This window comes from Paenibacillus filicis, assembly GCF_038070315.1.
Taxonomy (GTDB): domain Bacteria; phylum Bacillota; class Bacilli; order Paenibacillales; family NBRC-103111; genus Paenibacillus_G; species Paenibacillus_G filicis.
In genome coordinates this window covers 187,096-199,686 of the sequence record NZ_JBBPCC010000006.1, presented here as the reverse complement: position 1 = coordinate 199,686, position 12,591 = coordinate 187,096, and the positions used below count along the sequence as shown (strand labels likewise).

At 54.0% G+C, this 12,591-nt stretch carries 13 protein-coding genes; 12 read left to right on the top strand and 1 reads right to left on the bottom strand.

Features of this window, described 5'->3' with window-relative positions; translation table 11 throughout:
* Positions 1–48 precede the first annotated feature (48 nt).
* From WMW72_RS11770 to WMW72_RS11745, 6 genes are all read left to right on the top strand, one after another.
* Positions 49–288 carry a Flp1 family type IVb pilin gene (locus tag WMW72_RS11770; protein ID WP_423227538.1) on the top strand — a complete coding sequence of 80 codons (240 nt, stop codon included), beginning with the start codon at positions 49–51 and terminating at the stop codon, positions 286–288.
* Entirely contained in the window at positions 288–1,313 is a 1,026-nt protein-coding gene (locus WMW72_RS11765) for a TadE/TadG family type IV pilus assembly protein (protein ID WP_341415659.1), read from the top strand. The genes WMW72_RS11770 and WMW72_RS11765 overlap by 1 nt, the downstream gene beginning before the upstream one ends.
* Positions 1,314–1,332: 19 nt before the next feature.
* Positions 1,333–3,642 (top strand): hypothetical protein, encoded by a 2,310-nt coding sequence (locus WMW72_RS11760; protein ID WP_341415658.1) that lies wholly within the window; start codon positions 1,333–1,335, stop codon positions 3,640–3,642.
* A 38-nt stretch (positions 3,643–3,680) separates the two neighbouring features.
* Complete coding sequence (locus tag WMW72_RS11755; protein ID WP_341415657.1) at positions 3,681–4,337, top strand: TadE/TadG family type IV pilus assembly protein; 657 nt, start codon at positions 3,681–3,683, stop codon at positions 4,335–4,337.
* Between the two features lie 3 nt (positions 4,338–4,340).
* Entirely contained in the window at positions 4,341–4,859 is a 519-nt protein-coding gene (locus tag WMW72_RS11750; protein WP_341415656.1) for an A24 family peptidase, read from the top strand.
* Positions 4,860–4,956: 97 nt separating this feature from the next.
* Positions 4,957–6,777 (top strand): DUF6382 domain-containing protein, encoded by a 1,821-nt coding sequence (locus WMW72_RS11745; RefSeq protein WP_341415655.1) that lies wholly within the window; start codon positions 4,957–4,959, stop codon positions 6,775–6,777.
* A gap of 82 nt (positions 6,778–6,859) precedes the next feature.
* On the opposite strand, the gene WMW72_RS11740 is transcribed toward WMW72_RS11745, so the two are convergent.
* The gene (locus WMW72_RS11740; protein ID WP_341415654.1) at positions 6,860–7,258 is read right to left on the bottom strand and encodes a hypothetical protein; all 399 of its coding nucleotides are present in this window, start codon (positions 7,256–7,258) and stop codon (positions 6,860–6,862) included.
* 269 nt (positions 7,259–7,527) lie between these two features.
* On the opposite strand from WMW72_RS11740, the gene WMW72_RS11735 reads away from it, so the two are divergent.
* From WMW72_RS11735 to WMW72_RS11710, 6 genes are all read left to right on the top strand, one after another.
* A complete protein-coding gene (locus WMW72_RS11735; RefSeq protein ID WP_341415653.1) occupies positions 7,528–7,809 on the top strand; it encodes a hypothetical protein in 282 nt (93 codons plus the stop codon).
* Between the two features lie 335 nt (positions 7,810–8,144).
* The gene (locus WMW72_RS11730) at positions 8,145–8,912 is read left to right on the top strand and encodes a GDSL-type esterase/lipase family protein (protein ID WP_341415652.1); all 768 of its coding nucleotides are present in this window, start codon (positions 8,145–8,147) and stop codon (positions 8,910–8,912) included.
* 157 nt (positions 8,913–9,069) lie between these two features.
* Complete coding sequence (locus WMW72_RS11725) at positions 9,070–9,507, top strand: NUDIX hydrolase (RefSeq protein ID WP_341415651.1); 438 nt, start codon at positions 9,070–9,072, stop codon at positions 9,505–9,507.
* A 209-nt stretch (positions 9,508–9,716) separates the two neighbouring features.
* Positions 9,717–10,607, top strand: coding sequence for a PP2C family protein-serine/threonine phosphatase (locus WMW72_RS11720; protein WP_341415650.1), 891 nt, complete (start codon positions 9,717–9,719; stop codon positions 10,605–10,607).
* A 94-nt stretch (positions 10,608–10,701) separates the two neighbouring features.
* Positions 10,702–12,261, top strand: coding sequence for an ABC-F family ATP-binding cassette domain-containing protein (locus WMW72_RS11715; protein WP_341415649.1), 1,560 nt, complete (start codon positions 10,702–10,704; stop codon positions 12,259–12,261).
* Between the two features lie 25 nt (positions 12,262–12,286).
* Positions 12,287–12,577 (top strand): Dabb family protein, encoded by a 291-nt coding sequence (locus WMW72_RS11710; RefSeq protein ID WP_341415648.1) that lies wholly within the window; start codon positions 12,287–12,289, stop codon positions 12,575–12,577.
* Positions 12,578–12,591 lie beyond the last annotated feature (14 nt).

The following is a 12,591-nucleotide window of genomic DNA, read 5'->3' as shown; positions in this document are numbered from 1 at the left end:
GAAGGCGGATATTTAAACAGATAAACATATTGAGGAGGAAACTTGAATATGGGGATGGGGAAACAGCTTAAGGAAGCTTGGCTTCGGTTCTGGAAGGAAGAAGACGGGCTCGGCACGTTGGAGATTTTGTTGATTATTGCGGTGCTCATAATTATTGCGATAGCGTTCAGAAAATGGATCATGAAGTGGTTGGGAGAGCTTTTCAACAAGGCAGATGAGCAACTAAAGATCGAAAAAGATAGTATCCGGAATGATGGGGACTCATTAAGTCCAAAGCCCTCCAAGTGATGCTAACAAAGCCTCACCTCTCCAAACCCCGCCCCCGCTTCTGGCGGGAGCGCAGCGGCCAAATTACACTGGAAGCGGCCATGACGCTACCGGTTATTTTGTTGGCGACGTTCGTCCTGCTGGCGGTGGCGGTGTACTACTACCAGCAGTCTAGTCTGTATTACAATGCCGGACGTTCCGCGGAGCGTACCGCTTACATATGGGACAACAGCAGCAAAAATTATGTAACGGGTGCCGTTCACCCTACTGCAAGCGATGGACTTTATTGGAGGATAGCATCCGATGGCGTGTCACAATGGTTTAATGTGCTCCATCCCTTCGAGCCGATCCGGGTGCAATTGCCGCAGGCCGGCAAAGGGACGAATGCAGCTAACGGAGCCGTAGGCAAGCTGGAGAGAGCCTCAGGCGAACTGGGCAGTGAATTGCAAGGAGGATTGTCTTACCAGCACTACGGCCTTTTCCGAGTTGTGCGCTCTTCGCTGGAGCGAACCGTACGGTTGCCGGATTTTGCCCACGATTGGTTTAAAGGCTCCTCCCAGCTTCATGCAGGCACGTCCTCACATGTGATCGATCCGGTAGAAACGATCCGTCTGACGGATCTGACTCGAACTTTCATATCCGAGATACAAGGGCGAATCAAGCCTAAGGCGGCGCTGGAGCTGATGATTGAGCCGGTGACGGGGCCGGCTAAGAAGCCCGTTATTACCAATCATAATCAGGCTGCTGATTATCTTCGCAAACTGGTCAACGGAAAGGAGAAACCTATTAAAGTCTCTTCTGAAAGGACGCGACTTGTCGACGCACTGGATGCTTCGGGAGTCGCCCATCAAGCCTACTTTAATTTTAAAGAAAAACAAGTGCTTGAGGAACAGCTTCCCAAGGATATCGAGCTGCTCAAGAGCGGGAAGGTCAAAGGTGTGGTTTGGCATTTCTTCAAGACGAACAAACAGGATAAGGTCAAGCTTTCGGCATCCTTTAGGAGGGAAATTGAACGTAACGGCATTATTATCGTGATTCATGAATAAGCCCGGAAGGAGGAGAAGCATGTCCAGGCGCAGCCGTTGGTTACTGCGGCAAGACGGCGCGGTATCCGTCTATCTGATGCTCATTTTGCTGCCGCTGCTGCTGTTATTGGGGTTATTGGTCGATGTATTGCGCTGGAGGACGGCGGATCAGCAGGCGGAGCTTGCGGTCAAGGCGGGCGTTCGTTCCGTAATGGCAGGGTATTCAATACCTTTGCAGACGTACGGTCTGTTCGCCCTGGATACGAAGGGAGAGAGCGACCCGAGCGAAATCTTCATAGAAACGGTGGAAGGGAATCTGGCCACTTCATCGGAGGGAGAACGATTCGCCTGGATTGAGCAGAAGCTGGAAAAGGAGGCGAGCGCCGCCAAGGTGACGGCCATGTATCCCTTGTCCAACCACGAGATTTTGAAGCGCCATATTCTAGAGGAGATGAAGTACAGAGCGCCGCTCAGCTACTCGCTGGAGCTGCTGGATAAATGGAAGAGAAATGGTCTTGCCTCCAATCTGGGTCAAGCTTCGCGATTTGGAGAAAATGCCGCCCGCTTAGAAAAGCTGCTGGAGGAGCGGGATAGCCGTCTGGACGAAGCCTGGGAGGAATTTGTGAAAATCCGCCAGCGTGCTGCGGACATCACGCCCTTTTACAGGACTCAACTGCGCGACCTGGACGAGCTTAGCTCCAAAATCGGCATACATACCCTGGAGAATGTCCGTGAGTCGCTGCAAAAGGCACAGGAACAGATCAAAAGCCTGGATAGGGATATGCGCAGTATCGACGCCTCGATCGCTGCGCTTGCTAAAGCTGGTCCGGCTGCCGTTCCAACTATTATTCAGCTCAGTCAAACGAGGTCGCAGCTCAGTCGGGAGTATAGCAAAGCACAGCAGCTTGCTTCAGATTATGAGGAGCTTCTGAAGAACTTTGCACGTTATGCGGAGCTTTTGACGATTATTCGCACGAAAACGCCGGTGGATCTGAGCAGACTTCAGACGCTTTTGGCTGCCTTTCAGGAAGCTCACCGGCTTGCGGTTGATGCTAACGTAGCCGTAGAGGAAGAGCTGGTCAAAGTTCGCGGAGGCGGTCCGACAGGTGAGGGTTCACATGCGATGGCTGAGCTGGAAAATCAGACTTACGCCCAGGTTAAGGTACTAGGCCGGCAGGAGCTGGAAACGTGGCGGGCCGATGTGGTCGGAGCGGTGGCACAATTCTCCGGATTCAATGCGCAGATGAATGACGGCATCTGGTTTACGAAGGAGAAATATACCAACACGCTGAAAGCGCTCGAAGGCTTTCAAAGCTCAATCGAAGCGACAGCCAGCCGGATGGAACCGACAGTGACGAGCCAACAGTCCAGCCAGCGCAGCATTCAGGCGGCTAAGCGGGAACAGCGTACCAAGACGGAAGCTATTCTGAATGAAGTCAAGAAGGGGCTGGGTGCTTGTAGTGTGACCAGTGGCGTAGATCCTTTCGAGTGGATCTATCAAGAATTAGAGGGAAACCATCAGACACCGCAGGCCAAAGGGTTATTCAAGAGCTATATGGAGCGAAATGAAGCTCCTACAGGAGCGGATGCCATACCGAGTGTTCCGCTGGATAAAGCGGATAAGGCTGGGCTAGGCGCCCTCAAGCTTGTATCTGGACTGGAGAGTTTGCTTACGGATCTCCGGGACGAGTTCTATGTGGATGAGTACGCAGTGACTAAGTTCAGCTACCGTACACTAGGACTGGGCAAAAACGCTTCCGGTGCACCACGCACCTCCAAGGAGTTGTCCCGCCCGGAGAAGCACCCGTTGACTAATCAGGAGATCGAGTACTTAATCTATGGGGCCAGCTCTTGTGCTGGCAATTATTCACTGGCTTATGCGGAGATGTTCGCCTTCCGGCTAGCTATCAACACAACCGAAGCGCTGCTGGAGCCCCGCAATGAGGCTTTGGCCGTCGGCTCCCCGCTACTTGTTGTTCTCGCAGCGGTAGCGGAGGGTGCAGTCCGTGCTCAGCAGGACATGGCTCAGTTGATCCAAGGGGAAGAGGTTGCCTTGTCCCGCAAGCTGACCTCCGAGATCACTCTGAATTACAGGGATTACCTGCGTGTCTTTCTGCTGCTGCACAGCCGGGAAAGTGTGCTTCTGTCGCGCATGCAGGCGCTGATTCACCACAATACAGGCATTGATTTGGCTGCGGCTTCTACATACGCTTCCGGACAGGCGACGGTTTCATTCAAGTTTTGGTTTATGGGCAGCATTATCCGTTCGCTCGGAGCGGACGGCTTCGGAGGTTGCGGTCAGGAAGCCTCGCGCTGTCTGCTGACGAAGTCGGCTGATTTCCGCTATTGACTGTTGAGAGAAGGCCAGACAGAAAGGAGAGAAGGATCATGCGCTTTGCGAGATCGCCGGAAGGGGGCATCGTGCTGGAGGCTGCACTCGTACTTCCGTTATTCGTATCCCTGCTGATGCTGTTCGTGTCGGTGATCCGTCTGGCCCAGGCTGATATGGCGCTTCAGTCGGCTGTGTCGGAATCAGCTAAGGTGATTGCGGCCAACCTGTACCCGGTGGAGCAGCTGTATGAAGAGGCCCGTCAGCGCTGGGCCTCCAGCAAGCCCGGCATCTGGTTGGACAAGGCAGTGTCTGAGGCGGAGGCGGCTCGCTCCAGGGTGGTGGATGCAGAAACGTTCGTTGAGGACTACGGACGCTTTATTCCAGAGCCGATCGTTCGGATCATGGCTTGGGAGAAGGATTTCCGAACTGAGCTGGAGACAGCCGCCGGGGAGCAGACGAGCGAGTGGAAGCAGGCCTTGCGGCGAAAGACGGCAGAAGCAGCAACGCCTTGGATTGCAAGCTTCGCAGATACCTCCGTCTTACGGAAGGAGAAGTTCAAGGTAACGGATGTGGTACTGCCTGATTTCTACAGCGGAATGTCAACGGAGGTTGTGATTGAGGCGCAATACGAATACACACTGCTGCTGCCGTTCTACAAGCGTACGTTCGTGCTGAGGAAGCAGGCAAGAGAACGGGCATGGATTGGGGGGTAACACATGGACTGGTGGTTTGCAGGCTTGCTGCTTGCCGTTGCTTTTGCGACAGATGTACGCAAGCGGATCATTCCGAATTGGCTTACGGTGAGTGGCGCAGGAGCGGGGCTGATCGGACATACGATAGTCTCGGGCTGGGAAGGGTTGACCTGGTCAGCACTTGGACTGGCGGCGGGCTTTGTACCCATGCTGCTGCTGTATGCGCTCAAGGGTGTAGGGGCTGGAGATGTGAAGCTGTTTGCGGCTGTGGGAGCAGTTACAGGAGCTGCTTTTACGTTGTATGCGATGGCAGTGTCGCTCTGTATTGCAGGCTTTATCGCCTGCGCGGTTTTCTTATGGAGGCATGACCGGCTGCAGAGGTTCAAGGGTATCTTCGGCATCCTGATGAGGTTATGGCTGTTTCGCGATCTAACAGCGCTTCTGAAGCCGTCAGACGAAGAGGAGCGGCTGCGCTTTCCGTTCATGTGGGCCGTCCTTCCGGGGGCCGTTTATTCGTTTTTGGCGTGGAAGGAGTTCCTTTAGAAGGCCTGTGTACTTATTACACGTTGAGAGCATGAGTCATTACAACCTGGGAAGCTCGTAGAGTTAGGCTAGGGATGATCCAAAATGGGCGAGGTGAATGAAAGTGAGTCAATTGCTGTACGGCCTTAAGGTCGAATTCGTTAAGCAATACGGGCTTGATATGGCAATATCGGCCGAAGGGGGACTGAAGCGCGAAGAGCTGTCCGAATTCCAGCTCCGGATGCTGACAGCGAACCGTATTCCCAGACTGCTGGAGCTTAGGCTGGAGGCGAGGGACGGGAATTGTACGCTGTACTATCAGGTATCGGGAAAGCGGATGCTGGCGCAAATCCTGCGCATGGACCCCATCACGATGGAGCAATATTATTTGCTGCTGCTGCAGGTGGTGGAGGTGCTGGCGGACAGTGCGATGAATATGCTGCAGCCGGGCCGGTTCGTGCTGCAGGAAGACTTTATTTTTGTCGGGGAGGGACTGGATCAGCTTTACTTTACTTATCTACCCAAAGAGCAGTTGGAGGGTAAAAATAGCGTATCCGCCGATTTGCAGCATTTGGCATCCAGATGGATTCATCGAGTCAGCGAGCTTAGAGGGAGCGGCTTCCAGGAGCTGATGCGGTTTTTGCAGGAGGAATCGTTTAATCTGCCGGAGCTGAAGCAACTGGTGAACCGGCAGCTTGAGCGCTTGGCTAGTGCTAGTAGTTCAGGAGATCAGCGTCCAATGGCAGCAGTAAATATGAAGGGAGAGGCGGGAGAGGGGCATTGGAACGCAGGCTTTGTTCCTCCTGTACGTCCGGCGGGCCGAGCTCCACAAGGGTCTTCTGTACCGTCCGGCCACTGGCCACCTCATGAATCTCCCGTATCCCGTTCCACTTCGGAAGAGTTCGCCTTGAGGTCATGGGAACTGTCGCCGGATCCCCCACAGCCATCTCACAACTTGGACACGGGCGGTCCGGGCGGCCAAGTGGCCGGAATCGGCTCAGGAGCGGGGCCATCAGAAGCTTCGGCAAGCTCCAAGTCGGCCAAGGGATTGGACTTTCGCTCCCGGCGGTTGCCGGTGGTGCTGGCTATGATATTGGCGCTCGGCCTGCTGTGGAAGCAGTATGCGGATCAGCCGGAGGAGCAGTGGCTATATCTGTGCGCAGGAGGATCTGTCGTGATCGTCGGCATCGGCATGGGCCTGCTGCAGAGAATAGTCCGCAGACGGCAGTTGTTAGAGCAGGAGCAGCAACAGTCATTCCGGGAGTCTGATTTTGCATCGGAGTTATCCCAGTCATTTCCGGGTCATGGGCCGGAGATGAACAAGCCTCTGTACAGCTATCATGGAGAGCTTGGCCAGGAGTTGTCAGGAACAGGGGGCCGTCCTTCGGATCATCCATTCCCAACAAGCGGTCCGTTGGCCGACTCTGTGTCTTTTTTGGAAAGCGCAGGACTTATGGCCTCGGCGGCTGAGTCCCTCCAGTCCACTAACCAAACCAGTCTCTATGGAGAGTCGGCTGATGTCTCGGGAGGAGTCGAGCGTCGAGGACAGGGGAGAGGTTTGGACGGACGGACGACACTGCTGCGACGGCCTGACGCAACGGTTGTGCTTTCCCGCACGCACACGGAAGCTGCTCTCCGCGATGCGTATCTGGAGACGTACCGGGAAGGCAAGACGGAGAAGATTCCACTTAACAAGGCCAGCATTCTTATCGGACGGCAGGGAACGGAGGTTGACTGGGTAATGGAGGAAGCGGGGGTTTCCCGCATGCATGCCGAGCTCGTCCGGGAACAGGGTGGAGTGATGGTAAAAGATCTCGGTTCCAGCAACGGAACACGTGTGAACGGCGAGCTGCTGATACCTTATCAAACGCATCTCTTGAATAACGGCGATGTGATTTCGATTGTGACGACAGAGTTTACTTACCGGACACGTGACTAAGCATGCTCCTGCGAAGCAAGAGATTCGGTCGTTGGCGGCCCGTCCGGACCGGTATTTCCTCGATGAGGATGGATTAGGTTGCTTAGCTTTTCGTTGACGCCCGCTTCCTTGCTTCTGCAAGAGCGGGCTTGGTTGTACTTCCGTTTTGTTCGTACATCAGACTAAGAGCGACAGCGTAGGTTCCCTTCAATGGATCAGCAAGCTTTCGAATGTTAATTGTAATTTTCAGATAGTCACTTCGCTGCGTAATTCCCGGTAGAAGCTTCAACTCCTGCTGAAATGGGGAGTGTACGCGTACTTTAAGCAGGAGTTTTTTACCGGTTGAATAGAGAACGTTTGTTTGCATATAATGATTAGTATACAAACGAATGTTCCTATTTGGAGGCGAGGTCTGGTGGAGAAATTCGTAGGTCGTACGGTTGAAATCGTGTATATCGGAAAGGATCATGAAATTACCCAACGCAGGATTGAAGTGCGCCATGTGGACGCTGCGGCTGGAGTCGTTAAGGCTTTTTGCCTGAGCAGGCGGGCACCACGTGTTTTTCTAATCGCGAACATATTGGCTGTAAGGCCGGTTGTGCGCACTGGGGTGTCTTGAGGCTTCATGACCCCACAGAACATCTGCTAGATAGTTAACTCCATTAGTTTTCTTCATCCATTAGGTTAATCAGAGTGCTGGTTGGCCTTTTTGTCGTATTTAGAAGGGGTTACCGGGATAGGGTCCGCCTGCCATCCAATACGGAGAAGGAGTTGAGCATTCTGAATTCAGACTGGCGCAAGCGCGTCGTCTTCCAAGCGGAGCTGGCTCCGTCATCCATAAACCGCTTCGACTGCCAGATCGAGCGGTGGAGGCCGCTTCGTCTTCAAGCACGACTGGGTGCGCGTTTTAACATTGACTTGTTGGACGAATATGCGGCGGACGTTTCGCGCCTTAAACCGAATGCATTTGTACCGCTGGTTATGAAGGATAATGAGAACCTGTGGAGAATGGATAACCATGCCTTCAATCAGGAGATCGCTCGTTCGCTCTGATGGATACGGGCAGAGAGGCGGATTTATCCGGCGTAAAGGGCGCGCTGCTGCGAGGAACCGACTAGTGCGCGTACCCGATCGGACACTTGCCGATTATGTTTCAAGACAGCTTCCTGCCGAGGGCCAATCAGGAGGAGCGTGGAGTGAACTACATCATGCGCCTGTTCGAGCAGACCGGTAGTCCCGCGCAACCACCATGCAGGTGCCTTCGCTTGGAATCGCCTTGGATGTTCAACTTGGCGGCTTCGAGGTGAAAACTCTTGTGCTTGAACTGGAGCGGAGACGCTGCAGGAATTGCCCTGAGCGAAGGACTTTAGACTAGGAGGCAAGGCAGCATGACCATGGACAAGCCCGGATCAGGGCATTTGATCTCCACGAAGGGTGGAGACGGAAAGCTTTGCCTGCAATTTCTCGGGGACAGCATCACCGAGGACGGCACCTATATCACCTGCATGCAGGAGGCTGTCCGTCAGCAGCTGCCGGAGCTGGCGATTGCATGGATCAACGACGGCCGCAGCAGCGAGACGGTGTCCGGTTTGAGCGAGCCGGATCATCCCGGCCCCCGGCCATACCTGCACGACCGTCTGGGCGAGGTGCTGAGCATCGCTCAGCCCGACTGGGTCGTCCTCTGCTACGGCATGAACGACGGCATCTATTACCCGTACGCTGAGGAGCGGTTCCAAGCCTACCGGGAAGGCTATCTCCGCGCCGTGGAGCAGATCCGGGCGTCAGGCGCCCAGGTGATCGCGGTGACACCGCCGCCGTTCGACCCGGGTTCCGTGAGTGAAGGCGTGCAGGCTATCAGCGACGAGAACCGAGCCGCGTACAGCTATCTGGAGCCGTATGCCCGTTACTCAGAGGAAGTGCTGCGCCGTTACGCCGACTGGGTGCTGACTCTGAAGACCGAGGCAGGTTGTGCGGATGTCGTGAATATTCACGACCCTGTGCTGGCGTATATTCGTGCCGGACGGGATACCGATCCCGGCTTCCGGTATGGAGACGGCATCCATCCGGACGTGGGAGGGCACCGGGTGATCGCCTCCGAACTGCTCGACAGGCTGTTCGGTATTCAAGTGCCGAAGCGTCCTTTTCTCTCTTCCTAATTTCAGAGCGTTACGTATGATTTGAAGGACTTAAAGAGACTCGCAGCAGCTTTTGATGATCGCAGTAAGCGAGAACTCATTTTCTTTATGTATGGAGAGTAGAATGGCAGATAACAATGACAATTTTTATCGACATATCGGGGTTTAAGGAATTTGTGTGGCTGATAACTGTATTTTAGTTATTCGAAAAATCCTAGGTCCCTACACAGGAAAGTATGATTTACCAGGTGGTCGGCTAGAAAAGATGGAATCCTTGGAGGAAGGAATCATAAGAGAATTTCGAGAAGAAACGGGATATAACGTTCGAAAACTTAAACATAGTGGTGTCTGTGATTTTTCTGTGATGTGGACATTACAAGATCATACAATAGAAAATTTGCATCATATTGCAATTTTATATGAAGTAGATGTTGATTCGGAAGAGCTATCTACTGCCATTGAATCGTTTGAAGGGCAAGATTCAAAAAATGTTATTTGGCTTGCTCTTGATCAAGTAGCCTCTAGTAATTCATCGCCACTGGTATTGCAGGCTATTGAATGGATGCGTACTGGGACTTTTCCTGTTGCGAGTAGTTCATTTGATTATCGAATCTGAAATTTAAATGTAAACCTTCACGACTCCCATGGAATCCGGCTGTGATTCTACGGGAGTTCTTTTGTCCATGAGATTTCATCTGTCTAGAGAGGAAGTCCCGCCTATTTACATCTAAATGTCCGGATCGTAACAATTGGCCGGCGGAGATGGTATGATAAGGTTATAAGCAAGCTTGTATCGCTAATTTCCTTCTGGGAGCTATGAACCTATTGAAAACAACAATTGCTGTTCACTGGCAGTACGGCGCGGCTACGCATAGCGGCTGGCAGCGTACTTTAAACGATGACCGCTCTCTGCTGCGCATGGGGCTGACCAAGAAGGGTTTGCCTTACGCAGTGGCGGCTTTGGCAGATGGGATGGGCGGTTTGGCTGACGGAGGAGCTGCAGCGGATGAAGCGTTGGACCGACTGCGAACCTGGATGGAGCGGGACTTACCGGGGGTGCTCGACAGCAGGGACAGATGGAACGCTCTGGAAAAGTCCGCACTGCTGCAAATTCAAACCATTCATGATACGATCAGCGGACGTGTCCGAACTCTCAGACAGCGACAGGGCACGACACTCACGCTGTTGCTGTTGTGCGATTCGGTCTATTGGATCTTCCATATCGGCGACTGCCGGGTTTACAGGTTGAACCCCGGCAAGCTGCGGATCAGCCGTCTGACGCGTGATCATAGCTGGGTAGCCCGTCAAGTAAGGCTGGGCCTGATGTCTGCCGCAACGGCGGACAGGCACCCCAGGCGGAACGTGCTGCTTCGCTATCTTGGCATGGCAGGCCAGGCCAGAGTCGATGTCCGATGCGGATTGTATGATCAACACACGCTGTTCATGCTGTCCAGCGACGGTCTGCACGGTCCGCTGACTGCCGCCCGCCTGTCCCAAGAGCTGCTGGAGGCGAACGGCCGCGGGAACGATGTTCAAACCCTCTGCGATGCGCTGTTGTCACAGACGCTGGAGGGGCCAGCCCCGGATAATGCCAGTATTGTCGCCTTGCGCCCGATGGACCGGGGGAGGACAGGGCTCAACCGCCTTCAGGTACGGATCTCTTTGATCGTACACCGTGTTTTGCATCCGCGGCTTGCAGTTCCCTTTCGGAATTAGTCGCCATATCCATGAATCTCTCTGGATTCGTGCGTAAGGTAAATGCTATAATGAATTGTCAATGATAGCGTGAGTAAGGAGAATCGGAACTTCCATGAGTTTGTTAACGGTTGAGGATTTAAGCCACGGTTTCGGCGGGCGCGTGTTGTTTAAGGACGTTTCGTTCCGGCTGCTGCCCGGGGAGCATGTGGGTTTCGTTGGAGCTAACGGCGTCGGCAAGTCGACGCTGATGAACATTTTGACTGGGCAACTGGTCAGAGATTCGGGAAAGGTCGAATGGACCCCGAAGGTCCATTACGGCTATTTGGACCAGCATACGAAGCTGACGCCCGGCAAGACGGTGCGCGAAGTGCTGCAGGATGCATTCCTGCCGCTGTTCGAGCTGGAGAAGGAAATGAATCTGATCGCTGAACAGATGGCCGATGCCGACCCAGATAAGCTGGAGCGGCTGCTGGAAGAGATGGGCGAGATCCAGGACCGTCTGGAAAACAGCGGATTTTATCTGCTGGACATCAAGGTCGAGGAGATGGCGAACGGCCTTGGGCTGGATGCGATCGGACTGGACCGCGACGTCGCTCAACTGTCCGGCGGGCAGCGGACGAAGGTGCTGCTGGCCAAGCTGCTGCTGGAGCAGCCGACGGTTCTGCTGCTGGATGAGCCGACCAACTACTTGGACATCGAGCACATCGATTGGCTGACCCGTTATTTGCAGAGCTATCCGTATGCGTTCATGCTCATTTCTCACGACACGGAATTTATGAATAAAGTGGTCAATGTCATCTACCACTTGGAGTTCTCCAAGCTGACGAGATATACCGCCAACTATGAGCGCTTCCTGCAGATGGCGGATATGAACAAGCAGCAGCATATCGACGCCTATGAGAAACAGCAGGAGTACATTAAGAAGCAGGAAGACTTCATCCAGCGCAATAAAGCGCGCGCTTCCACGTCGGGCCGGGCCAAGAGCCGGGAGAAGCAACTCGGGCGCATCGAACGCATCGAACGCCCGGAGGAAGCGGTGAAGCCGACCTTCGGATTCAAGGAATCCCGTGCCAGCGGCCGCATCGTCTTCGAAGGCGAGGGCCTGGAGATCGGCTACGGCCATGCGCTGCTGCCCGCGATGAATGTTACCGTCGAGCGCGGTGACAAGATCGCGGTTGTAGGGTGCAATGGCGTTGGCAAGTCCACGCTGCTGAAGACGATCCTCGGCATTATCCCGCCTTATGGCGGCAAGACGTACCTGGGCGACTATCTGTATCCGTCCTATTTCCAGCAGGAAGTGAAGGCACCTAGCCTGACGCCGATCGACGACGTATGGAACGAATTCTCCCATATGAATCAGCACGAGGTAAGGGCGGCGCTAGCCCGCTGCGGTCTGAAAAATGACCATATCACCCGTCCGATCAGCAGTCTGAGCGGGGGTGAGCAGGCCAAGGTCCGCCTGTGCAAGCTGCAGATGCGGGAGAGTAACTGGATCGCCTTTGACGAGCCGACGAACCACTTGGATGTGGCCGCGAAGGAAGAACTGAAACGGGCGCTGAAGGCCTTTAAAGGAACGGTCATTATCGTCTGCCACGAGCCCGATTTCTATGAAGATTGGGTAACGAAAGTATGGAATGTCGAGGAATGGTCGGCGGCAGCTGTAGGCAAGTAATTCACAAATAGGGAGAATGATTAGGATGCTGACGCATGTCGTATTTTTCAAATTGAAGGACCGCAGCCCAGAAGCCGTACAAGCTACGGCAGATGTGCTGCGCAATATGGAAGGTAAGATTGAAGTTTTGCGCCATATCGAGGTCGGGCTGGATGTGCTTCATTCCGAACGTTCGTACGATATCGCTCTGATCACCAAGTTTGATTCCCAGGCTGACTTGGCTGTGTACGACAACCACCCGCTGCACGTTGGGGTTAAAGCTCACATGAAGCAGGTGCTTGACGGCACGAGCGTTTGCGTCGATTTCGAAAGCTGATCCGAGCGGGACAA

Excerpts from the sequence above, each read along its gene's own strand:
- WMW72_RS11770 (WP_423227538.1), top strand. The coding sequence starts at position 49 with ATGGGGATGGGGAAACAGCTTAAGGAAGCTTGGCTTCGGTTCTGGAAG.
- WMW72_RS11765 (WP_341415659.1), top strand. The coding sequence starts at position 288 with ATGCTAACAAAGCCTCACCTCTCCAAACCCCGCCCCCGCTTCTGGCGG.
- WMW72_RS11730 (WP_341415652.1), top strand. The coding sequence starts at position 8,145 with ATGACCATGGACAAGCCCGGATCAGGGCATTTGATCTCCACGAAGGGT.
- WMW72_RS11745 (WP_341415655.1), top strand. The coding sequence starts at position 4,957 with ATGAAAGTGAGTCAATTGCTGTACGGCCTTAAGGTCGAATTCGTTAAG.
- WMW72_RS11710 (WP_341415648.1), top strand. The coding sequence starts at position 12,287 with ATGCTGACGCATGTCGTATTTTTCAAATTGAAGGACCGCAGCCCAGAA.
- WMW72_RS11755 (WP_341415657.1), top strand. The coding sequence starts at position 3,681 with ATGCGCTTTGCGAGATCGCCGGAAGGGGGCATCGTGCTGGAGGCTGCA.
- WMW72_RS11740 (WP_341415654.1), bottom strand. The coding sequence starts at position 7,258 with ATGGCGCACTTCAATCCTGCGTTGGGTAATTTCATGATCCTTTCCGAT.
- WMW72_RS11715 (WP_341415649.1), top strand. The coding sequence starts at position 10,702 with ATGAGTTTGTTAACGGTTGAGGATTTAAGCCACGGTTTCGGCGGGCGC.
- WMW72_RS11750 (WP_341415656.1), top strand. The coding sequence starts at position 4,341 with ATGGACTGGTGGTTTGCAGGCTTGCTGCTTGCCGTTGCTTTTGCGACA.
- WMW72_RS11760 (WP_341415658.1), top strand. The coding sequence starts at position 1,333 with ATGTCCAGGCGCAGCCGTTGGTTACTGCGGCAAGACGGCGCGGTATCC.